Here is a 22,915-nt window from a genome sequence, read left to right as displayed (position 1 = left end):
TTATTTCTTCTCGTTATAACCAGAAGGCGCGAGCATTGAACTCGCGCCTTTTTTTATGCTCCAAGGTTGGGAGAAGCGCGGGCAAGCCCGCATGTGATGGTCAGGAGGTTCATGTGAACAAGTCGTTACTGGTTGGTGCGGTATTGGGTGCTGTCGGTGTGACTGCCGGGGGTGCTGTTGCCACCTACAGCCTGGTAAAAAGCGGCCCTGAGTATGCGCAAGTACTGGCAGTTGAGCCGGTCAAGACACAAATCAAGACCCCACGTGAAGTCTGCAAGGATGTCACCGTCACCCGGCAAGCGCCGGTGAAAGATCAGCACCAGATCGCCGGTACGGTGGTTGGTGCGTTGGCTGGTGGTTTGCTGGGTAATCAGATCGGCGGCGGCACCGGCAAGAAAATTGCCACGGTTGCGGGCGCTGTCGGTGGTGGTTATGCCGGTAATAAGGTCCAGGAAGGTATGCAGAATCGTGATACCTACACCACGACGCAAACCCGCTGTAACACAGTCAATGACATTAGCGACAAGGTTATCGGTTACGACGTGCGTTACTCGCTGGACGGCAAGGAAGGCAAAGTGCGGATGGACCGTGACCCAGGCAACCAGATTCCAGTCAACAAGGACGGTCAGTTGATCCTTTCGCAGGCTCAGTCGGGTCAATAAATACTCAGGTTACAGATGCACAAAGAAGCACCCTTCGGGGTGCTTCTTTTTGTCCACAGTTTCTGCATTCCCATCAATCCCCCGTGGGAGCGAGCCTGCTCGCGAAGGCGTCGCCACATCCGGCATTGGTGGTGGCTGATACACCGCTTTCGCGAGCAGGCTCGTTCCCACATTGGATTTTCAGTGTGTTGGAGGCCGAATTCCAGGCATAAAAAAGCACCCCGAAGGGTGCTTTTTGTGCCTGTCGCTTAGCGTTTCAGCGAGGCTGGCAGGTGCGGCTGGATGGCCGTCAGTACTGCTTTGAAGCATTTGGTATTGCCGGCAACGATGTGACCTTTTTCAAGGAAGTCATGGCCGCCGGTGAAGTCGCTCACCAGGCCGCCAGCTTCCTGGATCAGCAGGGCGCCTGCTGCCATGTCCCACTCGGACAGGCCCGACTCCCAGAACGCATCGAAGCGACCAGCGGCAACGTAAGCCAGGTCCAGGCTCGCGGCGCCAGCACGGCGGATGCCGGCAGTCTGGCCAACCAGGCTGCGGAACATGCCCAGGTAGTTTTCGAGGTTGTCCATCTGGTCATCACGGAACGGGAAGCCCGTACCCAGCAATGCGCCTTCCAGGCTGGTACGACCGCTGACACGCAGGCGGCGACCGTTAAGCTGGGCGCCACGACCACGGCTGGCGGTGAATTCTTCCTGGCGAACCGGGTCCAGGACCACTGCGTGTTCCAGGCGGCCACGGTATTTGCAGGCGATGCTCACGGCGAAGTGAGGAACGCCGCGCAGGAAGTTGGTGGTGCCGTCCAGTGGGTCGATGATCCACAGGTAATCTGCGCCTTCGCCGCTGCCGGCGTGCATGCCGGTTTCTTCGCCCATGATGGCGTGAGTCGGGTAGGCCTTGCGCAGCGCATCGATGATTTTCTGTTCGGCGGCGCGGTCAACTTCGGACACGTAGTCCTTGGCGTCTTTTTCGTCGACCTTGATGGTATCCAGGCGCTCGATGGAGCGGAAGATCAATTCACTGGCGCTGCGGGCGGCGCGCAGCGCGATATTCAGCATGGGCTGCATGGATGTGTCACCTAAGGTTGTTAAAGAAAGCCGAGCATTCTAGCAGAAAGTTTCTACAGATGAACGACGACGTTCGCTTTCGTCGCTTAACTTTGCATCCGGCTCCGGAAATACCTTCAGTTTTTGACGAGCGGTCACTGTTGTCAGGTAAGTCGCCGCGACGACTCATTGCAGGCTATAGGGGGAGTGGCAACGAGGTATGGCAGCAGTGGACGCGGTCAAAAGTGAATAGTTATTTTTGAGGCGGGATGCCTGGATGAGCTGTAAGATTTGCTCCCCTTTTCACTGTCCGAGAGCGCCTCCCTTGCTGCAGAACATTCGTGTCGTCCTGGTCAATACCAGCCATCCGGGAAATATCGGCGGGGCTGCGCGTGCCATGAAGAACATGGGGCTGTCGCGGTTGGTGTTGGTCGAACCACGGCTTTTTCCTCATCACGAAGCCGATGCGCGGGCCTCTGGTGCCGGCGATATTCTGGAAAATGCGCAAGTCGTCGCCACGCTCGAAGACGCCTTGGTCGGCTGCAATCTGGTATTGGGCACCAGTGCTCGCGACCGTCGTATTCCCTGGCCGCTGCTGGACCCTCGTGAGTGCGGCGTGAAAGTGGTCGAGGAGGCCGCACAAGGCGCCGAGATCGCGTTGGTGTTTGGTCGTGAAGACTCCGGCCTGACCAATGAAGAGCTGCAGCGATGTCATTATCACGTGCACATCCCGTCAGACCCTGAGTTCAGTTCCCTGAATCTTGGGGCGGCGGTGCAGGTGCTGGGCTATGAAGTGCGCATGTCCTGGCTGGCGGCCCAAGGTCAGCCGAGCAAGGTCGAGAAGGATGAAGTAGCGTCCACCAAGAGTGGTGAGCTGGCGACCATGGATGAGCTGGAGCGATTCTATGAGCACCTGGAGCAAACGCTGGTAGCCATTGAATTCCTCGATCCGCAAAAGCCGCGACACTTGATGGCGCGCCTGCGCCGGTTGTACGGACGAAGCTCGGTCAGTCGGGCGGAAATGAATATTTTGCGTGGCATCCTCACGGAAACCCAGAAAGCGGCCCGTGGCGAGCTTCTTAAGCGGAAGGATTAATAATGTTCGAGCGTTTGCGTGAAGATATCCAGAGCGTTTTCCACCGTGACCCGGCGGCACGTAATGCGTTTGAAGTGCTGACCTGCTACCCGGGCATGCATGCGATCTGGATTCATCGTCTCTCTTCCGCATTGTGGGGCATGGGCTGGAAATGGCTGGCGCGCGTGGTATCGAACTTCGGTCGCTGGTTGACCGGGATCGAAATCCATCCGGGTGCCAAGGTTGGGCGGCGCTTTTTTATTGATCATGGCATGGGCATTGTTATTGGTGAAACGGCAGAAATTGGCAATGACGTGACGCTGTATCAGGGTGTGACTCTCGGCGGTACCAGCTGGAACAAAGGCAAGCGCCATCCGACGCTGGAAGACGGCGTGGTGGTAGGGGCGGGCGCCAAGGTGTTGGGTCCGTTCACCGTGGGGGCGGGTGCCAAGGTGGGTTCTAACGCGGTGGTAACCAAGGCTGTTCCCGCAGGTGCGACCGTTGTCGGTATTCCGGGCCGGATCATCATCAAGTCCGATGAGGAGCAGGAAGCCAAGCGCAAGGCCATGGCCGAGAAAATCGGCTTCGATGCCTATGGTGTCGGTGAGGACATGCCGGACCCGGTGGCGCGTGCCATCGGTCAGTTGCTGGATCACTTGCAGGCAGTTGATGGTCGACTGGAGGGTGTGTGCGGCGCACTCAAGGATCTGGGCAGCCCTTACTGTGCCAAGGACTTGCCCGAGCTGCGCGAAGAAGACTTCGCCTGCGTAAAAGACAAGGGTGAAAGCCAGGCCAGCTAATTCGCGGCGCGGCATTCGCGAGCAAGCCCGCTCCCACACTTGATCTCTGTTGTGCGCAAATTTGCGGCCTCTGAAGATCCAATGTGGGAGCGGGCTTGCTCGCGAAGAACGATAACGCGCATTTACTGGTCGTTCGCCACCAGCCTTTGCTATAGTGCGCGCGCTCTTTTTGCGGGTAAACCTGACTAAAGTACTAGGTCTTATAGTTGACTTAAATACTCGGGAATTGCATACTCGCTCCATCCCGTAACCCCCGTGGTAATTGTCCATGCGACTGACTACAAAAGGCCGATACGCTGTCACCGCCATGCTTGATCTGGCGTTGCACGCGCAGCATGGCCCGGTGTCCCTGGCCGATATCTCTGAGCGCCAAGGCATTTCCCTGTCCTACCTTGAACAGCTTTTTGCCAAATTGCGCCGCAGCAATCTGGTTTCCAGTGTTCGTGGCCCAGGCGGTGGCTATCAGCTATCGCGTGAGATGCAGGGCATTCAGGTCGCTCAGGTGATCGACGCGGTGAACGAATCGGTCGATGCAACCAAATGCCAGGGCCAGGGTGACTGCCATTCCGGCGACACCTGCCTGACCCACCACTTGTGGTGTGACCTCAGCCTGCAGATCCACGAATTTCTGAGCGGTATCAGCTTGGCTGACCTTGTGACTCGCCGTGAGGTGCAAGAAGTAGCCCAGCGTCAGGACCAGCGTCGTTGCAATGGCAAGGCGCCGCGTCTGGACAAGATTGAAGCGTCCGCCGTCGAATGACAGCCAAAGAGCTAGCGGCACGCCAGCCAGCCTGATTTTAGGAGATAGTCCATGAAATTGCCGATTTACCTTGATTACTCTGCGACCACCCCGGTTGATCCGCGTGTCGCGCAAAAGATGAGTGAATGCCTGCTGGTCGACGGAAACTTCGGTAACCCGGCGTCCCGCTCCCACGTGTTTGGCTGGAAAGCCGAAGAAGCGGTCGAAAACGCTCGCCGCCAGGTCGCCGACCTGGTCAACGCCGACCCGCGTGAAATCGTCTGGACCTCCGGTGCCACCGAGTCCGACAACCTGGCAATCAAGGGTGTCGCGCATTTTTACGGTTCCAAAGGCAAGCACCTGATCACCACCAAGATCGAACACAAGGCTGTCCTCGACACCATGCGCCAACTGGAGCGCGAAGGTTTCGAAGTCACCTACATCGAGCCTCGTGAAGATGGTCTGGTCACCCCTGAGATGATCGAAGCCGAGTTGCGTGATGACACCATTCTGGTGTCGATCATCCACGTGAACAATGAAATCGGCACCATCAACGACATCGCAGCCATTGGCGAATTGACCCGCTCCAAGGGCATTCTGCTGCACGTCGACGCTGCGCAGTCCACTGGCAAAGTCGAGATCGATCTGCAAAAGCTGAAAGTCGATCTGATGTCCTTCTCTGCCCACAAAACCTACGGTCCTAAAGGCATCGGCGCGCTGTACGTGAGCCGCAAGCCGCGTGTTCGCCTTGAAGCGACCATGCACGGCGGCGGTCATGAGCGCGGCATGCGCTCCGGCACCCTGGCGACTCACCAGATCGTCGGCATGGGTGAAGCGTTCCGTGTGGCCAAGGAAGACATGGCTGCCGAAAACGTCCGTATCAAAGCCTTGAGCGAGCGTTTCTTCAAGCAGGTCGAAGGCCTCGAAGAGCTGTACGTCAACGGCAGCATGACTTCGCGCGTTCCGCACAACCTGAACCTGAGCTTCAACTACGTTGAAGGCGAGTCGCTGATCATGGCGCTCAAGGATCTGGCGGTATCGTCCGGTTCTGCGTGCACTTCGGCATCGCTTGAGCCTTCGTACGTACTGCGCGCCCTGGGCCGCAACGACGAACTGGCACACAGCTCGATCCGTTTCACCTTCGGCCGTTTCACCACCGAAGAAGAAATCGATTACGCCGCGCAGAAAGTCTGCGAGGCCGTTACCAAGCTGCGCGCTCTGTCGCCGCTGTGGGACATGTACAAAGACGGCGTCGACATTTCGAAGATCGAGTGGGCGGCGCACTGAATTTAAGTCGCCGCACACGGGCTCTGTCGTACGTATTGAAAGGTCGGCTTGCAGAGCCCAAAGAGCGACTCTCTGATGAGTGAGGATTAAGAATCATGGCTTACAGCGAAAAGGTCATCGACCACTACGAAAACCCGCGTAACGTCGGCAAGATGGACGCGGAAGATCCTGATGTCGGCACTGGCATGGTCGGCGCCCCGGCGTGCGGCGACGTTATGCGCCTGCAAATCAAGGTTAACGAGCAAGGCATCATCGAAGACGCCAAGTTCAAGACCTATGGCTGCGGCTCTGCCATTGCTTCCAGCTCCCTCGCTACCGAGTGGATGAAGGGCAAGACCCTGGACGAAGCCGAAACCATCAAGAACACTCAGCTGGCTGAAGAACTGGCTTTGCCGCCAGTGAAAATTCACTGCTCGGTACTCGCTGAGGACGCCATCAAGGCCGCCGTTCGCGATTACAAGCAGAAGAAAGGCTTGATCTGACTTTCAAGATTTGGCGACGAGTAAGGAGTCACCGATGGCTATCAGCATGACAGAAGCGGCAGCTCAACACGTGCGACGCTCCCTCAACGGGCGCGGCAAAGGTGAAGGGATTCGTCTGGGTGTTCGCACCACAGGCTGTTCCGGCCTTGCCTACGTGCTGGAGTTTGTCGACGAGGTGGTTGCAGAAGATCAGGTGTTCGAAAGTCACGGCGAGAAAGTGATTATCGACCCGAAAAGTCTGGCTTACCTGGACGGCACCGAGCTCGATTTCGTCAAGGAAGGGTTGAACGAAGGCTTCAAGTTCAACAACCCCAACGTGCGCGGTGAATGTGGCTGCGGCGAAAGCTTCAACATCTGAGGCTGGTCGTGGGTACTCCTTGTCATTTCGCTTTATTCGAGCTGCAACCGAGCTTCACTCTGGACCTCGATCAGCTGGCTACGCGCTACCGTGAGTTGGCGCGCGGCGTTCATCCAGACCGCTTTGCCGACGCTTCCGAGCGTGAGCAGCGGCTGGCGCTAGAGCAATCCGCGAGCCTCAACGAGGCCTACCAGACGCTCAAAAGTCCCCCCAAACGTGCGCGTTACCTGCTCGCCATGGGTGGTCGTGAGCTGCCGCTGGAGGTCACGGTGCATGATCCGGAGTTTCTTCTGCAGCAGATGCAATGGCGCGAAGAGCTCGAAGACCTGCAAGACAGTGCCGATCTGGCCGGGATTGCGGTGTTCAAGCGCCGCCTGAAGGTCGCTCAGGATGAATTGAACGACAGCTTCGCAGCTTGCTGGAATGATGCGGCGCAACGTGAACAGGCAGAACGCCTGATGCGGCGCATGCAGTTTCTCGACAAGCTCACCTACGAAGTGCGCCAGTTAGAAGAGCGCCTCGACGATTAACCCAGTGCCGCCTCGGTCGCACGCCTGATATACAGATAAGTCCTGATAACGATGGCCCTACTGCAGATCGCCGAACCCGGCCAAAGTCCTCAACCGCACCAGCGTCGTCTGGCTGTGGGGATCGACTTGGGCACTACCAATTCGCTGGTCGCTGCATTGCGCAGTGGTCTTTCCGAGCCTCTGGCTGACGCGCAAGGGCAGGTCATCCTGCCGTCTGCCGTGCGCTATCACGCCGATCGCGTCGAGGTCGGCGAATCCGCCAAGCTGGCTGCTGCCACCGATCCCTTGAACACCGTGCTATCGGTCAAGCGCTTGATGGGTCGTGGTCTGGCCGACGTCAAGCAATTGGGTGATCAGTTGCCGTACCGCTTTGTCGATGGCGAGTCGCACATGCCGTTCATCGACACCGTGCAAGGCCCGAAAAGTCCGGTCGAGGTTTCCGCCGATATCCTCAGGGTGCTGCGTCAGCGCGCCGAAGCGACATTGGGTGGCGAATTGGTCGGTGCGGTGATTACTGTTCCGGCTTACTTCGATGACGCTCAGCGTCAGGCCACCAAGGACGCAGCCAAGCTGGCCGGTCTGAACGTGCTGCGTCTGCTCAACGAGCCAACCGCTGCTGCCGTGGCTTACGGTCTGGATCAACAGGCCGAAGGCCTGGTTGCCATTTACGACTTGGGCGGCGGCACCTTCGATATTTCTATTCTGCGTTTGACCGGTGGTGTGTTCGAAGTGCTGGCCACCGGGGGCGATAGCGCCTTGGGCGGCGATGACTTCGATCACGCCATTGCTGGCTGGATTATCGAGAGTGCGGGCCTGTCCGCCGATCTTGATCCGGGCGAGCAACGCAGTCTGCTGCAAACCGCTTGTGCGGCCAAAGAAGCGCTGACCAACGCTGCGAGTGTTGAAGTTGCTTACGGCAACTGGAAAGCCTCGCTGACTCGCGAAGCCTTTGATGCGCTGATCGAGCCAATGGTCGCTCGCAGCCTGAAAGCCTGTCGTCGTGCGGTGCGCGATTCCGGTGTCGAGCTGGAAGAGGTGCAAGCGGTGGTGATGGTCGGTGGTTCGACCCGCGTACCGCGTGTTCGTGACGCGGTGGCTGAGGCCTTTGGTCGCCAGCCGTTGACCGAAATCGATCCGGATCAAGTGGTGGCCATCGGTGCCGCGATCCAGGCCGATACCTTGGCGGGCAATAAGCGCGATGGTGGTGAACTGCTGCTGCTCGATGTGATTCCGTTGTCCCTGGGGCTGGAAACCATGGGTGGCCTGATGGAGAAGGTGATTGCGCGTAACACCACCATCCCGGTTGCTCGCGCCCAGGACTTCACTACCTACAAAGATGGCCAGTCGGCCATGATGATTCACGTGTTGCAGGGCGAGCGTGAGCTGATCAGCGATTGCCGCTCCCTGGCGCGCTTCGAGCTGCGTGGCATCCCTGCGATGGTGGCGGGTGCAGCGAAGATTCGCGTGACCTTCCAGGTTGACGCCGATGGCCTGCTCAGCGTTGCCGCCCGCGAACTGAGTTCGGGCGTCGAGGCTAGCATTCAGGTCAAGCCATCCTACGGTCTGACTGACGGCGAAATCGCCCGGATGCTCAAGGATTCATTCCAGCATGCCAATGACGACAAAGTCGCCCGCGTGCTGCGTGAGCAACAAGTTGACGCCCAGCGCCTGATCGAAGCAGTGCAGGGCGCCCTTGATGTTGACGGCGAGCGCCTGCTCGACGCTGAAGAGCGCATGGTCATTGAGTTGCAGATGCAGGAACTGACCGAATTGATGAAAGGCACCGATGGTTATGCCATCGAGCAGCAGACCAAGCGTCTGTCGCAAGTGACCGATGCCTTTGCTGCCCGCCGCCTGGACTCGACGGTGAAAGCCGCGCTGGCGGGGCGCAACCTGAATGAGATTGAGGAATAACGATGCCGCAGGTCATTTTTCTGCCACACGAAAAGTTTTGCCCGGACGGCATGGTCGTGGAGGCTGAACCCGGTACGTCCATCCTCGATCTGGCGCATGAGCACCATATCGAGATGGAAAGTGCCTGTGGCGGCGTCTGCGCTTGCACGACGTGTCACTGCCTCATTCGGGAAGGTTTCGACTCGCTGGAAGAAGCTGACGAGTTGGAAGAAGACTACCTTGATAAGGCTTGGGGGCTGGAAGCTCAGTCGCGCCTGGCCTGTCAGGCAAAAGTCGGGACTGAAGACCTGACTGTCGAAATTCCGAAATACTCGCTCAACCATGCCGCCGAAGCGCCGCACTGATTCAAGGAGTTGTCATGAGCCTGAAATGGGTTGATGTGCTGGAAATCGCGATCCAGCTGGCTGAGTCCAAGCCGGATGTGGACCCGCGTTATGTGAACTTCGTCGATCTGCATCAGTGGGTGCTGGCATTGCCGGAGTTCAGCGATGATCCGACCCGCGGTGGCGAGAAGGTGCTTGAAGCCATTCAGGCCGCCTGGATCGAAGAAGCCGACTGAGCGCACCGTACGCCGTTAGGCAATACCAAAGAACCCGCGTATAATTCGCGGGTTTAATTTTTCGCAAATTACCGTTTCTGGAGTTACACCATGGCTGTTCAACGTACTTTCTCGATCATCAAGCCTGACGCTGTTGCAAAAAACGTTACTGGTGAAATCATCACCCGTTTCGAAAAAGCTGGCCTGCGCGTTGTAGCTTCGAAAATGAAGCAACTGTCCAAAGCCGAAGCTGAAGGCTTCTACGCTGAGCACAGCGCTCGTGGTTTCTTCGGCGACCTGGTTGCTTTCATGATCTCCGGTCCGGTTGTTGTTCAGGTTCTGGAAGGCGAAAACGCTATCGCTCTGAACCGTGAGCTGATGGGCGCTACCAACCCTAAAGAAGCTGCTGCCGGCACCATCCGCGCTGACTTCGCTGATTCCATCGACGCCAACGCTGTGCACGGTTCGGACTCCGAAGCCGCTGCTGCTCGCGAAATCTCGTACTTCTTCGCAGCTACTGAAGTAACCACTCGCTAAGCATTGGCTTAAGAGTGAAGGTGAATCCATGACTACATCGACTGTTAAAACTAACCTGCTGGGTCTGACTCAGCTGGAAATGGAAAAATTCTTCGACTCAATCGGGGAGAAGCGTTTCCGTGCCGGTCAGGTAATGAAATGGATTCACCACTTTGGTGTCGATGATTTCGACGCCATGACGAACGTCAGCAAAGCCTTGCGCGACAAGCTCAAGGTCATTGCTGAAGTTCGCGGCCCCGAAGTGGTCAGCGAGGACATCTCCAGCGACGGCACCCGTAAGTGGGTGGTGCGCGTGGCGTCCGGTAGCTGCGTCGAGACCGTGTACATTCCCCAGGGCAAACGCGGCACCTTGTGCGTTTCGTCCCAGGCAGGCTGTGCCCTGGATTGCAGTTTCTGCTCCACCGGCAAGCAAGGTTTCAATAGCAACCTCACCGCCGCCGAAGTCATCGGTCAGGTGTGGATTGCCAACAAATCCTTTGGCAGCGTCCCGGCAACCGTCGACCGTGCCATCACCAACGTGGTGATGATGGGCATGGGTGAGCCGCTGCTGAACTTCGACAACGTCGTGGCTGCCATGCACCTGATGATGGACGACCTGGGGTACGGCATTTCCAAGCGCCGTGTGACCCTGTCGACTTCAGGCGTGGTGCCGATGATCGATGAGCTCTCCAAACACATCGACGTCTCCCTGGCGTTGTCCCTGCACGCACCGAACGATGCGCTGCGCAATCAGCTGGTACCGATCAACAAGAAGTACCCGCTGAAAATGCTCCTTGAGTCCTGCCGCCGCTATATGTCGTCCTTGGGCGAAAAGCGCGTGCTGACCATCGAGTACACCTTGCTCAAAGATATCAATGATAAGGTTGAGCACGCTGTTGAAATGATCGAGTTGCTCAAGGACACGCCTTGCAAGATCAACTTGATCCCGTTCAACCCGTTTCCTCATTCCGGTTACGAACGGCCGAGCAACAACGCCATTCGTCGTTTTCAGGATCAACTTCATCAGGCAGGCTTCAATGTCACCGTGCGCACCACGCGCGGTGAAGATATTGATGCGGCTTGTGGCCAACTGGTCGGGCAGGTGCTGGATCGCACCCGTCGCAGCGAGCGTTATATTGCCGTGCGTGAATTGAACGCCGACAGCGATATGGCGCAAGACGCTGCGAATCGTACTTAAAGAGAGGACCTCTATGCCATTGCGCCTCGCGCTGCTTCTGCTGTTCGCCAGCCTGTCGGCTGGTTGTGTTCTGTCGGGTGATTTCAATCCGATGAAAACCAGCAAGGGCCGCGATGAGGCACGTGCTGCGTATGTGCAGCTAGGCGTGGGGTATCTGCAGCAGGGCATGACCGAGCGGGCGAAAGTCCCGTTGAAGAAGGCCATTGAGCTGGACAGTTCCGACCCGGATGCCAACGCGGCGCTCGGTCTGGTGTTTCAGGCCGAGATGGAAAACGAGCTCGCGGACCAGCATTTTCGCAAGGCGCTGTCTTCTCGTCCTGGCGATGCGCGCATCCTGAATAACTACGGCAGCTTTCTTTTTGAAGAAAAACGTTACAAAGAAGCTTACGAGCGCTTTGAGCAGGCGGCGGCCGATAGCCTTTACCCTGAGCGTTCGCGGGTTTTCGAGAACCTGGGCATAACAGCCTCGATGCTTGGCCAGCGTCAACTTGCCCAGCAACAACTGGAAAAAGCCCTGCGTTTGAACCGTCAGCAACCACGTGCATTGCTGGAAATGGCTGAGTTGTCCTTCGAAGACAGGCATTATGTGCCGTCGCGCGACTATTACGACCGTTTTAGCCTGCTTGCCGAGCAAAATGCACGTAGTCTATTGCTCGGCGTCCGGTTGGCTAAGGTGTTCGACGATCGCGACAAGGCCGCCAGTTTTGGCCTGCAATTAAAACGACTCTATCCCGGTACGCCGGAATATCAGCAATACCTGTCGGAGCAATGATGAAAGCGGCGCATCCCGAAGTTGTAGCAGCGACTCGCGTAAACCCCGGTGAGACCCTGCGTCAGGCCCGCGAAAGCAATGGTTGGACGCTGGCTGAAGTGGCCCTGAAGCTCAATCTCACCGTGACTTCCTTGAGCAACCTGGAAGCCGGCGCTTTCGACAAGCTGCCAGGGCACACCTTTGCTCGCGGCTATATCCGTGCTTATGCAAAATTGCTGGGCATGGACCAGGCGATCCTGGTTCAGCAGTTCGACCAGAGCACAGGCACCGATTCCCAGGGCAGCAATGTCCATAGCCTGGGGCGTATCGAAGAACCTTCACGGGTTTCCCACACCATTTTGCGAATTGTCAGCCTGTTGCTGCTGATCGCGGTGGTGGGGGGCGGTTTCGTCTGGTGGCAGGATCAAACCTCGCTGCGCACCAAAGAATTGATTGGCATCAACCCTGAACACGTTGAAGTCGAAGGTGCTGACGGCACTACGCAGATCCATCCGCTCGACGAGCCGGAAGATCAGGCCGTGGTTGAAGGTCAGACCGAGGGCGAGACTGCACTGGCATTGCCGGAAGGTCAGGCTCCGGCTGAAACCCCGGTCACCGCTCAAGCCCCAGCGCCAATGGCTCCAGTGGTCGCGCCTGCTCCTGTGACCCCCGTGGCCCCTGTTCACGTGGCGCCAATCGTAGCCGCAACACCGGCCGCACCGGCTCCCGTCGTGCCTGTCGTTGCGCCTGTCGTGACCGCACCGGTTGCTCCAGTCGCGCCAGCGGTGGCAGCAAGCGCTCCGGTTGCCGGGGCGGGTCAGGTCCGGCTCCAGTTCACCGCCGATTGCTGGGCGCAGGTCACCGACGGCAACGGCAAAGTGTTGCTCAGTGGCCTCAAGCGTAAAGGCGAAACCGCCGACGTCAGCGGCAAACCACCGTTTGCAGTACGCCTGGGCTATGCCCGTGGCGCGCAGGTCAGCTACAACGGGCAAGTGGTCGATGTAGCTCCGTTCACCAGTGGCGAGACCGCTCGCCTGAAGTTGGGTCAATAAGTCATGCACGGCGAATCACCAATCAAACGTCGCGAGTCCCGCAAGATCTGGGTCGGTAACGTGCCTGTGGGCGGCGATGCACCTATCGCTGTGCAGAGCATGACCAACAGCGATACCAATGACGTCGCTGCCACCGTGGCGCAGATCAATCGTCTGGAAGCTGCCGGTGTCGACATCGTGCGGGTTTCCGTACCCGACATGGATGCAGCCGAAGCTTTCGGCCGCATCAAGCAACTCGTCAAGGTGCCGCTGGTTGCCGATATCCACTTCGACTACAAGATCGCCTTGCGTGTAGCGGAACTGGGTGTGGACTGCTTGCGAATCAACCCGGGAAACATCGGTCGCGAAGATCGTGTACGCGCCGTGGTCGATGCCGCGCGTGACCGGGGCATTCCGATTCGTATTGGCGTCAACGCCGGTTCGCTGGAAAAAGACCTGCAAAAGAAATACGGCGAGCCGACCCCGGCTGCACTGGTCGAGTCTGCCTTGCGTCACGTTGAGCACCTTGAACGTCTGAACTTCCAGGACTTCAAGGTCAGCGTGAAGGCGTCCGACGTGTTCATGGCCGTCGAAGCCTACCGTTTGCTGGCCAAGGAAATCGTCCAGCCGCTGCACCTGGGCATCACCGAAGCCGGTGGTTTGCGTTCAGGCACAGTGAAATCCGCCGTGGGCCTCGGTATGCTGCTCGCCGAAGGGATTGGCGATACTATTCGCATCTCGTTGGCGGCTGACCCGGTCGAGGAAGTGAAAGTCGGCTACGACATTCTCAAATCCCTGCACCTGCGTTCTCGTGGCATCAACTTCATCGCCTGCCCGAGCTGCTCGCGGCAGAACTTCGACGTGGTGAAAACCATGAACGAACTGGAAGTGCGCCTTGAAGACCTGCTGGTACCGCTGGATGTCGCGGTCATCGGTTGCGTGGTCAACGGTCCAGGCGAAGCCAAAGAGGCGCATGTGGGCCTGACCGGCGGCACGCCAAACTTGATTTACATCGACGGCAAGCCGTCGCAGAAATTGACGAATGACAATCTGGTGGATGAGTTGGAACGGCTGATCCGCCAGAAAGCGGCCGAAAAGGTCGAAGCCGACGCGGCGCTGATCGCCCGCGGCTGATTCAACCGAATTTAAGGATTTATAGTGAGCAAGTCTCTGCAAGCCATTCGTGGCATGAACGACATCCTGCCCGAACAGACCCCGCTGTGGCGTCATTTCGAAGGCACCGTTTCGCGTTTGCTGGATAACTACGGTTACAAGCAGATCCGCATGCCGATCGTCGAATTCACTGAGCTGTTCAAGCGCTCCATCGGTGAAGTGACCGACATCGTCGAAAAAGAGATGTACACCTTCGACGACCGCAACGGCGACTCCCTGACCCTGCGCCCTGAAGGCACGGCGGCCTGTGTGCGCGCAGTGCTGGAACACGGGATCACCGGTGGTGGGCAGGTGCAGAAACTCTGGTACATCGGCCCGATGTTCCGCCACGAGCGTCCACAGAAAGGCCGTTATCGCCAGTTCCACCAGATCGGTTGCGAAGTCTTCAACCTCGACGGTCCGGACATCGATGCCGAGCTGATCGTCCTGACCTGGCGCTTGTGGGGCGAGCTGGGTATTCGCGACGCGGTCAAGCTTGAGCTCAACAGCCTGGGTACCAGCGAATCCCGTGGTCGTTATCGCGAAGCGCTGGTGGAGTTCCTGACAGCTCGCCTGGACAAACTGGATGAAGACAGCCAGCGCCGTCTGAAAACCAACCCGCTGCGCGTGCTCGACACCAAGAACGCTGACACACAAGCCGTGCTGGTCGACGCGCCGAAAATGGCCGACTACCTGGACGATGAATCGCGCATTCACTTCGAAGGCCTGAAGGCGCGACTGGATGCCGCCGGCATTCCGTACGTGATCAACCCGAAGCTGGTGCGTGGTCTGGATTACTACAGCAAAACCGTTTTCGAATGGGTCACCGACAAACTCGGTGCTCAGGGCACTGTTTGCGCGGGTGGCCGTTACGACGGTCTGGTTGAGCAGATGGGTGGTAAGCCGACCGCAGGTGTTGGTTTTGCCATGGGGATCGAGCGTCTGGTGCTGTTGCTGGAAACCCTGGAGCAGATCCCGGAAGAAATCTCCCGGCAGGTCGATGTCTACCTCTGCGCTTTCGGCGAAGCCGCCGAACTGGCAGCACTGACACTGAGTGAGCGGGTTCGCGATCAGTTGCCTGGCTTGCGCCTGCAGATCAATGCCGGTGCCGGCAGCTTCAAAAGCCAGTTCAAGAAGGCCGACAAGAGCGGTGCGTTGTACGCATTGATCCTCGGTGACGACGAAATGGCCCAGCAAGTGGTAGGTTTCAAACCCCTGCGTGGCCAGGGCGAACAACAAAGCATTGCCTGGGATGCGCTTGCCGCTCACCTGGCCACCTGCGTCGTGCAGGGTTGAAGCTGTCAAACAGCCGATTTAGCGAATAAGGAGTATTGGGGTGTCGAGTACCGAAGACGAACATCTGGCGGAATTCAAAGACTGGTGGCAGCGTAACGGCAAACCTCTCGTGACCGGTGGCCTGTTGGCGCTGGTCATCGTGTTCGGCTGGCAGGCGTTTCACAAGTATCAGAGCAATCAGTCGCAAGGCGCCTCGATGCTCTATCAGCAATTGCTCGAAACCACGCTGACGCCTGACGGCAAGCCTGACGCAGGCCGCGTTGCGGACCTGGCCGGCAAGCTCAAGAGTGAGTTCGGCGGTTCGGCGTATGCGCAGTACGGCAGCCTGTTCGTAGCAAAAGTCGCGGTCGACAGCGGCAAGCTGGACGATGCGGCCAGCGAACTGAAAGGCGTAGCCGACAAACCAGCCAACCCGACCCTGGGTGAAGTGGCGCGCCAGCGTCTGGCTCAGGTGCTGGCGGCACAGAACAAGACCGAAGAAGCACTGAAATTGCTCGAAGGCGATGCCGACAAGGCGTTCCTGGCCACTCGCGAAGAACTCAAGGGTGACCTGCTGGTCCAGTTGGGTCGTACCGACGAAGCCCATGCTGCGTATCAAAAAGCCAAGGCTGCACTGTCGGATGAAGCGGCGGTCGGTGGCCTACAAATCAAGCTGGACGACCTGGCCAAAGGGGATGCGTGACGTGATCCGTTGGAAACATGCAGCATTGCTGGCTCTGGCCGTTCTGGCCGCGGGTTGCAGCAGCAACAGCAAAAAAGAACTGCCACCGGCTGAGTTGGTCAACTTCAAAGAAGAAGTGGTCCTGCAAAAGCAGTGGAGCCGTTCGATCGGTGACGGTCAGGGCGAAACCTACAACATGCTGGTGCCGGCGATTGACGGCGACACCATCTATGCGGGTGACGTTACCGGCGTCGTCATGGCGATGGATCGCAGCAACGGCGACGTCAAATGGAAGAAAGACCTTGAACTGCCTGTTTCCGGCGCCGTTGGCGTGGGTTACGGTCTGGTCATGATCGGCACCCTGAAGGGCGAAGTGGTTGCCCTGGATGCCAGCAGCGGTGAAGAGAAATGGCGCGCTCGCGTGACCAGCGAAGTTCTCGCACCGCCCGCAAACAACGGTGACGTGGTCGTGGTTCAAACCCAGGACGATCGTCTGATCGGTCTGGATGCAAGCACCGGCCATCAGCGCTGGTTGTATGACAGCACCCCGGCGGTCCTGACCCTGCGCGGCACCAGTGCGCCGGTGGTCACCAACCGTCTGGCGGTTGCCGGTCTGTCGACCGGTAAAGTGGTTGCACTGGATATTTCCAACGGCGTGCCGGTCTGGGAACAACGTGTAGCCATTCCGCAAGGTCGTTCGGAACTCGATCGTGTGGTCGACATCGACGGTGGCCTGCTGTTGTCCGGCGGCACGTTGTATGTAGCCAGTTATCAGGGGCGCGTTGCGGCGCTGGACCTGGAGAGCGGTCGTCAGCTCTGGCAGCGTGATGCTTCCAGCTATGCCGGCGTTGCCCAAGGTTTTGGCAGTGTTTACGTGAGCCTGTCTTCGGGTACCGTTGAAGGCGTCGACGAGCGTTCGACCACCGCATTGTGGACCAACGACTCGCTGGCCCGCCGTCAACTGTCGGCTCCGGAAGTGTTCTCCAGCTACGTTGCAGTGGGTGACCTGGAAGGTTACCTGCACCTGCTGAGTCAGGTGGACGGTCGTTTCGTCGGCCGCGAACGCATCGACAGCGACGGTCTTCGTGCCCGTCCGCTGGTGGTGGGTGACACGATTTATGTGTATGGCAACAGCGGCAAACTGGAAGCCCTGACCATCAAGTAACATTTTCTCCAAAGGCGCCGAGCGAAGATCAAGCCAGGTGAACATCAGCAAAGGGGCGGCGTTGGCGTCAGTCAATGAGCCCGCCGAGCTGATTTTTACCCCCGTGTGATTGAGTGCAGGCCTTTTGGCTATGCTTGGGGTAATCCCCAAGCGGCCTTGCTCTGCAAGGCTTGCGGCACATTACGTGCTGCCCCGAGCACCAGCCGCTGCCTCGCAGCGGCTTTTGTATTTTCTGAAATAACGAAGTGGAGAGCCGCATGGTTCCCGTAATCGCCCTGGTGGGCCGACCGAACGTCGGCAAGTCCACCATGTTCAACCGCCTGACCAAAAGCCGCGACGCCATTGTCGGCGACCTCTCTGGTCTGACCCGTGACCGCCAATACGGTGAGGCAAAGTGGCAAGGGCGCTCCTACATCCTGGTCGACACCGGTGGTATTTCCGGTGACGAACACGGCATGGACGAAAAGATGGCCGAGCAGTCGCTGCTGGCCATCGAAGAAGCCGATGTCGTTCTGTTCCTGGTAGACGCCAAGGCTGGCTTCACCGCTGCCGACCAGATGATTGCCGAGCACTTGCGCAAGCGCAACAAACGCTCCCTGCTGGTGGCCAACAAGATCGACAACATCGATCCTGAGATGGCCCGTGCCGAATTCGCCCCGCTGGGCATGGGCCACGCTATCGGCGTTGCCGGTGCGCAAGGTCGCGGTGTGAACACATTGCTGGAAGCCGCGTTGAGCGAATTCCCGCGTGACACCGAAGAAGAGGATTTCAACGCTGACGTCGCCGAAGGCGAAGAAGCGGTACGGATTCCTGGCCCGAGCGAAAAGGATGGCATCAAGATCGCCATCATCGGTCGTCCGAACGTCGGCAAGTCGACCCTGGTCAACCGTATGCTCGGTGAAGACCGGGTTATCGTGTATGACGAGCCCGGCACCACCCGTGACAGTATCTACATCCCGTTCGAGCGTAACGACGAGAAGTACACGCTGATCGACACTGCCGGTGTGCGCAAGCGCGGCAAGATCCACGAGGAAGTCGAAAAGTTCTCGGTGGTCAAAACCCTGCAGGCGATCAAAGACGCCAACGTGGTGATCTTTGTGATGGACGCCCGCGAAGGCGTGGTTGATCACGACTTGAACCTGCTGGGCTTCGCCCTGGAAACCGGTCGCGCCATCGTTATCGCCCTGAACAAATGGGATGGCATGACGCCTTCCGAGCGTGATTTCGTGAAGATCGAGCTGGAACGTCGACTGTTCTTCGTCGACTTCGCTGATATCCACTTCATCTCCGCTTTGCACGGCACTGGCGTGGGCAACCTGTATCAGTCGGTACAGAACTCGTTCAAGTCGGCGATCACTCGCTGGCCGACCAACCGCCTGACCCAGATCCTGGAAGATGCCGTTGGCGAGCACGCGCCGCCGATGGTCAACAACCGCCGGATCAAGCTGCGTTACGCTCACTTGGGTGGTGCGAACCCGCCGTTGATCGTGATCCACGGTAATCAGGTCGAGCGCGTTCCGAAGTCTTATGTGCGTTATCTGGAAAACACTTACCGCCGTGTGCTGAAGCTGGTCGGTACGCCGATCCGCATCGAGTTCAAAGGTGGTGAGAACCCGTACGAAGCCAACAAGAACACTCTCACCGACCGTCAGGTCAACAAGAAGCGTCGCTTGATGTCGCACCACAAGAAAGCCGACAAGAAGCGCCGCGATAAGCGTTGATTGGTGCACCGGCTCGTCCTGTCAGGATGGGCTCCCTCGCCACAGGTGAAGTGGTAGCTGTATTAGAAGAAGGGCGCCCATGGCGCCCTTTTTCGTGCCTGGTGTTTAAGCTATCCTCGGGTTCTCCCGCGCCGCCGTAGAGCCGGGTGTTCAGCAGGGAACCACCGATGATCACCAGCAAGCTGCCGAATGTCGGCATCACCATCTTCACCCAAATGTCTCAGCTCGCGGCTTCGAGCGGCGCGCTGAACCTGTCTCAAGGGTTCCCTGATTTCGATGGCCCGCAAGCCCTGCGCGATGCGGTCGGTCGGCACATTGCCAATGGCCATAACCAATATTCGCCCATGACCGGTTTGCCGGCGCTACGCCAGCAAGTCGCGGGGAAAATCGTCCGCAGCTACGGCGCTCACGTCGATGCCGACAGCGAGGTGACGATTACCCCTGGCGCGACCCAGGCGATTTTCTGCGCCATTGCTGCCGTGATCCACAGTGGCGATGAAGTCATCGTTTTCGACCCTGCCTATGACAGTTATGAGCCCGCCGTGCAGTTGGCGGGTGGTCGATGTGTGCATGTGCAACTGGGCCTGAACGACTTCGCCATCGACTTCCAGAAACTCGCTGACGCACTGACGCCGCGCACGCGGATGATCATCCTCAACACTCCGCATAACCCGAGCGGGGCGCTGATCTCTCGCGCCGAGCTGGATCAATTGGCGGCGCTGATTCGTGACCGTGACCTCTACCTGATCAGCGACGAGGTGTATGAACACTTGGTGTTCGACGGCGTGCCCCACGTCAGCGTGCTGGCCCATGAAGAACTGTATCGACGCGCCTTCGTGGTCAGTTCGTTCGGCAAGACGTACCACGTCACGGGTTGGAAAACCGGTTACGTGGTCGCGCCGCCGGCCCTCAGTGCCGAATTGCGCAAGGTGCATCAGTACGTCAGTTTCTGCGGCGTGACGCCGCTGCAATACGCCTTGGCCGACTACATGGCCGAGCACCCGGAGCATGTCGAAGAGTTGCCGGGTTTCTATCAGGCCAAGCGTGATCTGTTCTGCGACTTGCTCGCGCCGTCCCGGTTCAGCTTTACCAAGGTCGCAGGCACCTACTTTCAGTTGGTCGATTACTCGCAGATTCGCCCGGACCTGAATGACGTCGACATGGCGATCTGGATGACCCGTGAGCACGGCGTGGCATCGATTCCGATCTCGGTCTTCTACCAGAATCCACCGGCAGGGCAGCGGCTGGTCCGTCTGTGTTTTGCCAAGCGTGAGGAGACGCTGCGTCAGGCAGCGGAAAAACTATGCGTGATCTGAGTGCCTTGCCCAACCTGAACGTCGCACTCATCCAGACCACATTGGCCTGGCATGACCGGCAGGCCAACCTCGAGCATTTTGAACGGTTGCTGGAGCAGGCGCGAGGTGCTGATCTGGTCATCCTGCCGGAGATGTTCACCACCGGGTTTTCCATGGAGTCCGAAACCCTGGCCGAGTCTGAGAACGGTCCGACCAGCAAATGGATGCGGGTGCAGGCAGCCAGGCTCGATGCGGTGATCACCGGCAGCGTGATCGTCCAGGCGGCCGATGGCAGTCATCGCAACCGCTTGTTGTGGGCGCGGCCAGACGGTGAGGTCTGGCATTACGACAAGCGCCATCTGTTTCGCATGGCCGGCGAGCACAATCACTACACGCCGGGTGAGCGTCAGATGCAGTTCGAGCTCAAGGGCTGGCGGATTCGTCCGCTGATTTGCTACGACCTGCGTTTTCCAGTGTGGAGCCGCGATGCTCAGGACACCGACCTGTTGCTGTACACCGCCAACTGGCCGGGTGCACGCCGTCAGCACTGGAATCGGCTGTTGCCGGCGCGAGCCATCGAGAACCTGTGCTATGTGGCGGCGGTGAACCGTATCGGCACAGACGGTAAAGGTTTTGCGTACACCGGGGACAGCCAGGTGCTGGACTTCCAGGGCGAGACGCTGCTCGGTGCGGGTGATGCGGACGGGGTTTTTCAGGTCGTTCTGAATGCTGCGGATCTTGAGGCTTATCGCACGCGCTTTCCGGCTAATCTGGATGCCGATACGTTCGAGTTCACCTGAGATCTTGGCTGCCTGACAGTCCGTCTTCGCGAGCAAGCCCGCTCCCACATTAAACCTGCGTCGTTCATGCAGTTTGTGAACTGAAGAAGATCCAATGTGGGAGTGGGCTTGCTCGCGAAGAGGCCATTACAGACAACACAAAGCTTGCAGGCAAAAAAAGGCCCCGAGGTTTTCACCTCGGGGCCTTTTGCGTTTCAGCTGGCGGGTTACGCTGCTTTCGCTTCCGGTTGGCTCAGGGAGCGGTTCAGCGCACTGAACAGGGCCTTGAAGCTGGCGGTGGTGATGTTTTCATCGATACCCACGCCATGCACAGCGCGTTCGCCGTTCACACGCAGTTCAATGTAGGCCGCCGCCTTGGCATGGGTGCCCGCACCGATGGCGTGTTCGTTGTAGTCCATGATTTCGACCGGGATCGGCAGGCCTGCCACCAGTGCTTCCAGGGCCCCGTTGCCCTTGCCGCGCCAGTGCAGGTTGGTTTCGCCCTGGCCCTTGCCGGAGACTTCCACTTCCACCGTGCTGTGGCCGTTTTCTTCTTGAAGACGATGGCTGACCAGCGCGTACGGTGTGTTGGCCTGCAAGTACTCGCTGTGGAGCAGACCGTGGATTTGCTGCGCAGTCATCTCAAGACCCAGGCGGTCGGTTTCACGCTGTACTACCTGGCTGAATTCAATCTGCATGCGGCGCGGCAAGCTGATGCCGTATTCCTGTTCCAGAAGGTACGCGATGCCACCCTTGCCCGACTGGCTGTTGACGCGAATGACGGCCTCGTAGCTGCGGCCGATGTCGGCCGGGTCGATCGGCAAGTAAGGCACTTCCCACAGTTCGTCCGGTTTCTGCTGGGCGAAGCCCTTGCGGATGGCGTCCTGATGGGAGCCAGAGAATGCGGTGTGGACCAGATCGCCGACATACGGGTGACGTGGGTGCACCGGAATCTGGTTGCACTCTTCGACGACCTTGCGCACGCCGTCGATGTCGGAAAAGTCCAGCTCAGGGTTGATGCCCTGGGTGTAGAGGTTCAGGGCCACGGTCACCAGGTCGACGTTACCGGTACGCTCACCGTTGCCGAACAGGCAGCCTTCGACGCGGTCGGCGCCGGCCATCAGGCCCAGCTCGGTAGCGGCTACGCCGGTGCCACGGTCGTTGTGGGTGTGCAGGCTGATGATCACGCTGTCACGACGGTTGATGTGACGGCCGAACCACTCGATCTGGTCGGCATAGATGTTCGGCGTGGCACATTCGACGGTGGCCGGCAGGTTGAGGATCACCTTGTGCTCAGGTGTCGGGTTCCAGACCTCGATCACCGCATCGCAGACTTCCTTGGCGAACTCAAGCTCAGTGGCGCTGAAGGTCTCTGGCGAGTATTCAAAGCTCCACTCGGTTTCAGGCTGCTGGGCCGCGTATTTGACGAACAGCTTGGCGGCGTTCACCGCAATGGCCTTGACCCCGTCCTTGTCCTGGTTGAAGACAATGCGGCGGAAGGAAGGGGAGGTCGCGTTATACAGGTGAACGATGGCTTTTTTCGCCCCGCGAAGGGATTCGAAGGTGCGCTCGATCAGGTCTTCACGGCCCTGGGTCAACACTTGAATGGTGGTGTCGTCCGGGATGTGGCCGTCTTCGATCAGGGTACGCACAAAGTCGAAGTCGGTTTGCGACGCGGCCGGGAACGACGCTTCGATTTCTTTGACGCCAACCGATACCAGGGTTTTCCAGAAACGCAGCTTTTTCACCGCGTCCATTGGCTCGATCAGCGACTGGTTACCGTCGCGCAAGTCGGAGCTGCACCAGATCGGCGCGGCGGTGATGGTCTTCGACGGCCAGGTACGGTCCGGAATGTCGATGGTCGGGAACGCGCGGTATTTCGAAGACGGGTCTTTGAGCATGCTCATCGGGTAATCCTTATT

At 58.7% G+C, this 22,915-nt stretch carries 24 protein-coding genes; 22 read left to right on the top strand and 2 right to left on the bottom strand.

Annotated features, from left to right (window positions below; all coding sequences use genetic code 11):
* Window positions 1-113: 113 nt before the first annotated feature.
* Window positions 114-662, top strand: coding sequence for a glycine zipper 2TM domain-containing protein (locus AC1Z1G_RS21605; protein ID WP_483622391.1), 549 nt, complete (start codon window positions 114-116; stop codon window positions 660-662).
* A 248-nt stretch (window positions 663-910) separates the two neighbouring features.
* Here AC1Z1G_RS21605 and suhB read toward each other — a convergent pair whose 3' ends face one another.
* Window positions 911-1,726, bottom strand: coding sequence for a type III secretion system regulator SuhB (gene suhB, locus AC1Z1G_RS21600; RefSeq protein WP_347901862.1), 816 nt, complete (start codon window positions 1,724-1,726; stop codon window positions 911-913).
* 304 nt (window positions 1,727-2,030) lie between these two features.
* Between suhB and trmJ the strand changes: the two genes are divergently transcribed.
* From trmJ to AC1Z1G_RS21495, 21 genes are all read left to right on the top strand, one after another.
* Window positions 2,031-2,801 carry a tRNA (cytosine(32)/uridine(32)-2'-O)-methyltransferase TrmJ gene (gene trmJ, locus AC1Z1G_RS21595; RefSeq protein WP_483622390.1) on the top strand — a complete coding sequence of 257 codons (771 nt, stop codon included), beginning with the start codon at window positions 2,031-2,033 and terminating at the stop codon, window positions 2,799-2,801.
* Window positions 2,802-2,803: 2 nt separating this feature from the next.
* Entirely contained in the window at window positions 2,804-3,580 is a 777-nt protein-coding gene (cysE, locus tag AC1Z1G_RS21590; RefSeq protein WP_483622389.1) for a serine O-acetyltransferase, read from the top strand.
* A gap of 268 nt (window positions 3,581-3,848) precedes the next feature.
* Window positions 3,849-4,340, top strand: coding sequence for a Fe-S cluster assembly transcriptional regulator IscR (gene iscR / locus AC1Z1G_RS21585; protein ID WP_092278442.1), 492 nt, complete (start codon window positions 3,849-3,851; stop codon window positions 4,338-4,340).
* A 51-nt stretch (window positions 4,341-4,391) separates the two neighbouring features.
* Window positions 4,392-5,606 carry an IscS subfamily cysteine desulfurase gene (locus tag AC1Z1G_RS21580; RefSeq protein WP_483622388.1) on the top strand — a complete coding sequence of 405 codons (1,215 nt, stop codon included), beginning with the start codon at window positions 4,392-4,394 and terminating at the stop codon, window positions 5,604-5,606.
* A gap of 95 nt (window positions 5,607-5,701) precedes the next feature.
* On the top strand, window positions 5,702-6,088 hold the full coding sequence (iscU, locus tag AC1Z1G_RS21575; protein ID WP_003443374.1) for a Fe-S cluster assembly scaffold IscU: 387 nt from the start codon (window positions 5,702-5,704) through the stop codon (window positions 6,086-6,088).
* A 34-nt stretch (window positions 6,089-6,122) separates the two neighbouring features.
* The gene (gene iscA / locus AC1Z1G_RS21570; RefSeq protein WP_007903589.1) at window positions 6,123-6,446 is read left to right on the top strand and encodes an iron-sulfur cluster assembly protein IscA; all 324 of its coding nucleotides are present in this window, start codon (window positions 6,123-6,125) and stop codon (window positions 6,444-6,446) included.
* Window positions 6,447-6,454: 8 nt separating this feature from the next.
* The gene (gene hscB, locus AC1Z1G_RS21565) at window positions 6,455-6,976 is read left to right on the top strand and encodes a co-chaperone HscB (protein ID WP_483622387.1); all 522 of its coding nucleotides are present in this window, start codon (window positions 6,455-6,457) and stop codon (window positions 6,974-6,976) included.
* A gap of 51 nt (window positions 6,977-7,027) precedes the next feature.
* Window positions 7,028-8,890, top strand: a complete 1,863-nt coding sequence (gene hscA / locus AC1Z1G_RS21560; RefSeq protein ID WP_483622386.1) for a Fe-S protein assembly chaperone HscA — start codon at window positions 7,028-7,030, stop codon at window positions 8,888-8,890.
* Window positions 8,891-8,892: 2 nt separating this feature from the next.
* Window positions 8,893-9,234 (top strand): ISC system 2Fe-2S type ferredoxin, encoded by a 342-nt coding sequence (fdx, locus tag AC1Z1G_RS21555; RefSeq protein WP_483622385.1) that lies wholly within the window; start codon window positions 8,893-8,895, stop codon window positions 9,232-9,234.
* 14 nt (window positions 9,235-9,248) lie between these two features.
* Window positions 9,249-9,449, top strand: a complete 201-nt coding sequence (iscX, locus tag AC1Z1G_RS21550; protein ID WP_007941386.1) for a Fe-S cluster assembly protein IscX — start codon at window positions 9,249-9,251, stop codon at window positions 9,447-9,449.
* A 90-nt stretch (window positions 9,450-9,539) separates the two neighbouring features.
* Window positions 9,540-9,965, top strand: a complete 426-nt coding sequence (gene ndk, locus AC1Z1G_RS21545; protein ID WP_347901853.1) for a nucleoside-diphosphate kinase — start codon at window positions 9,540-9,542, stop codon at window positions 9,963-9,965.
* A gap of 28 nt (window positions 9,966-9,993) precedes the next feature.
* On the top strand, window positions 9,994-11,142 hold the full coding sequence (rlmN, locus tag AC1Z1G_RS21540) for a dual-specificity RNA methyltransferase RlmN (RefSeq protein ID WP_347901852.1): 1,149 nt from the start codon (window positions 9,994-9,996) through the stop codon (window positions 11,140-11,142).
* A 13-nt stretch (window positions 11,143-11,155) separates the two neighbouring features.
* Window positions 11,156-11,914 (top strand): type IV pilus biogenesis/stability protein PilW, encoded by a 759-nt coding sequence (gene pilW, locus AC1Z1G_RS21535; RefSeq protein ID WP_483622384.1) that lies wholly within the window; start codon window positions 11,156-11,158, stop codon window positions 11,912-11,914.
* Window positions 11,914-12,945 carry a RodZ domain-containing protein gene (locus tag AC1Z1G_RS21530; RefSeq protein ID WP_483622383.1) on the top strand — a complete coding sequence of 344 codons (1,032 nt, stop codon included), beginning with the start codon at window positions 11,914-11,916 and terminating at the stop codon, window positions 12,943-12,945. Before pilW ends, AC1Z1G_RS21530 begins: the two co-directional genes overlap by 1 nt.
* 3 nt (window positions 12,946-12,948) lie before the next feature.
* A complete protein-coding gene (gene ispG / locus AC1Z1G_RS21525) occupies window positions 12,949-14,058 on the top strand; it encodes a flavodoxin-dependent (E)-4-hydroxy-3-methylbut-2-enyl-diphosphate synthase (RefSeq protein WP_347901849.1) in 1,110 nt (369 codons plus the stop codon).
* Window positions 14,059-14,082: 24 nt separating this feature from the next.
* Window positions 14,083-15,372 (top strand): histidine--tRNA ligase, encoded by a 1,290-nt coding sequence (hisS, locus tag AC1Z1G_RS21520; RefSeq protein WP_483622382.1) that lies wholly within the window; start codon window positions 14,083-14,085, stop codon window positions 15,370-15,372.
* 40 nt (window positions 15,373-15,412) lie between these two features.
* Entirely contained in the window at window positions 15,413-16,054 is a 642-nt protein-coding gene (locus tag AC1Z1G_RS21515; RefSeq protein WP_483622381.1) for a tetratricopeptide repeat protein, read from the top strand.
* Window positions 16,047-17,198, top strand: a complete 1,152-nt coding sequence (gene bamB / locus AC1Z1G_RS21510; RefSeq protein ID WP_483622380.1) for an outer membrane protein assembly factor BamB — start codon at window positions 16,047-16,049, stop codon at window positions 17,196-17,198. The genes AC1Z1G_RS21515 and bamB overlap by 8 nt, the downstream gene beginning before the upstream one ends.
* A 257-nt stretch (window positions 17,199-17,455) precedes the next feature.
* Window positions 17,456-18,919 carry a ribosome biogenesis GTPase Der gene (der, locus tag AC1Z1G_RS21505; protein WP_483622379.1) on the top strand — a complete coding sequence of 488 codons (1,464 nt, stop codon included), beginning with the start codon at window positions 17,456-17,458 and terminating at the stop codon, window positions 18,917-18,919.
* Window positions 18,920-19,086: 167 nt separating this feature from the next.
* The gene (locus AC1Z1G_RS21500; RefSeq protein WP_483622378.1) at window positions 19,087-20,235 is read left to right on the top strand and encodes a pyridoxal phosphate-dependent aminotransferase; all 1,149 of its coding nucleotides are present in this window, start codon (window positions 19,087-19,089) and stop codon (window positions 20,233-20,235) included.
* Window positions 20,223-21,014 (top strand): amidohydrolase, encoded by a 792-nt coding sequence (locus tag AC1Z1G_RS21495; protein WP_483622377.1) that lies wholly within the window; start codon window positions 20,223-20,225, stop codon window positions 21,012-21,014. Before AC1Z1G_RS21500 ends, AC1Z1G_RS21495 begins: the two co-directional genes overlap by 13 nt.
* 206 nt (window positions 21,015-21,220) lie before the next feature.
* Here the strand turns inward: AC1Z1G_RS21495 and leuA are convergent, their stop codons facing one another.
* Window positions 21,221-22,900: a 2-isopropylmalate synthase gene (gene leuA / locus AC1Z1G_RS21490; RefSeq protein ID WP_483622376.1), complete on the bottom strand. Its 1,680-nt coding sequence runs from the start codon at window positions 22,898-22,900 to the stop codon at window positions 21,221-21,223.
* Window positions 22,901-22,915 lie beyond the last annotated feature (15 nt).

The sequence above is a fragment of the Pseudomonas sp. JL27(2026) genome, from assembly GCF_056933555.1.
The sequence above is the reverse complement of the archived record's forward strand: the minus strand, read 5'-3'. Positions and strand labels throughout refer to the sequence as shown.

Coding starts and splice junctions, on each gene's coding strand:
- hscA (WP_483622386.1), top strand. CDS start 7,028: ATGGCCCTACTGCAGATCGCCGAACCCGGCCAAAGTCCTCAACCGCAC.
- iscA (WP_007903589.1), top strand. CDS start 6,123: ATGGCTATCAGCATGACAGAAGCGGCAGCTCAACACGTGCGACGCTCC.
- AC1Z1G_RS21495 (WP_483622377.1), top strand. CDS start 20,223: ATGCGTGATCTGAGTGCCTTGCCCAACCTGAACGTCGCACTCATCCAG.
- der (WP_483622379.1), top strand. CDS start 17,456: ATGGTTCCCGTAATCGCCCTGGTGGGCCGACCGAACGTCGGCAAGTCC.
- AC1Z1G_RS21530 (WP_483622383.1), top strand. CDS start 11,914: ATGAAAGCGGCGCATCCCGAAGTTGTAGCAGCGACTCGCGTAAACCCC.
- AC1Z1G_RS21580 (WP_483622388.1), top strand. CDS start 4,392: ATGAAATTGCCGATTTACCTTGATTACTCTGCGACCACCCCGGTTGAT.
- ispG (WP_347901849.1), top strand. CDS start 12,949: ATGCACGGCGAATCACCAATCAAACGTCGCGAGTCCCGCAAGATCTGG.
- rlmN (WP_347901852.1), top strand. CDS start 9,994: ATGACTACATCGACTGTTAAAACTAACCTGCTGGGTCTGACTCAGCTG.
- iscX (WP_007941386.1), top strand. CDS start 9,249: ATGAGCCTGAAATGGGTTGATGTGCTGGAAATCGCGATCCAGCTGGCT.
- suhB (WP_347901862.1), bottom strand. CDS start 1,726: ATGCAGCCCATGCTGAATATCGCGCTGCGCGCCGCCCGCAGCGCCAGT.
- ndk (WP_347901853.1), top strand. CDS start 9,540: ATGGCTGTTCAACGTACTTTCTCGATCATCAAGCCTGACGCTGTTGCA.
- bamB (WP_483622380.1), top strand. CDS start 16,047: ATGCGTGACGTGATCCGTTGGAAACATGCAGCATTGCTGGCTCTGGCC.
- pilW (WP_483622384.1), top strand. CDS start 11,156: ATGCCATTGCGCCTCGCGCTGCTTCTGCTGTTCGCCAGCCTGTCGGCT.
- fdx (WP_483622385.1), top strand. CDS start 8,893: ATGCCGCAGGTCATTTTTCTGCCACACGAAAAGTTTTGCCCGGACGGC.
- iscU (WP_003443374.1), top strand. CDS start 5,702: ATGGCTTACAGCGAAAAGGTCATCGACCACTACGAAAACCCGCGTAAC.
- leuA (WP_483622376.1), bottom strand. CDS start 22,900: ATGAGCATGCTCAAAGACCCGTCTTCGAAATACCGCGCGTTCCCGACC.
- iscR (WP_092278442.1), top strand. CDS start 3,849: ATGCGACTGACTACAAAAGGCCGATACGCTGTCACCGCCATGCTTGAT.
- AC1Z1G_RS21500 (WP_483622378.1), top strand. CDS start 19,087: ATGATCACCAGCAAGCTGCCGAATGTCGGCATCACCATCTTCACCCAA.
- cysE (WP_483622389.1), top strand. CDS start 2,804: ATGTTCGAGCGTTTGCGTGAAGATATCCAGAGCGTTTTCCACCGTGAC.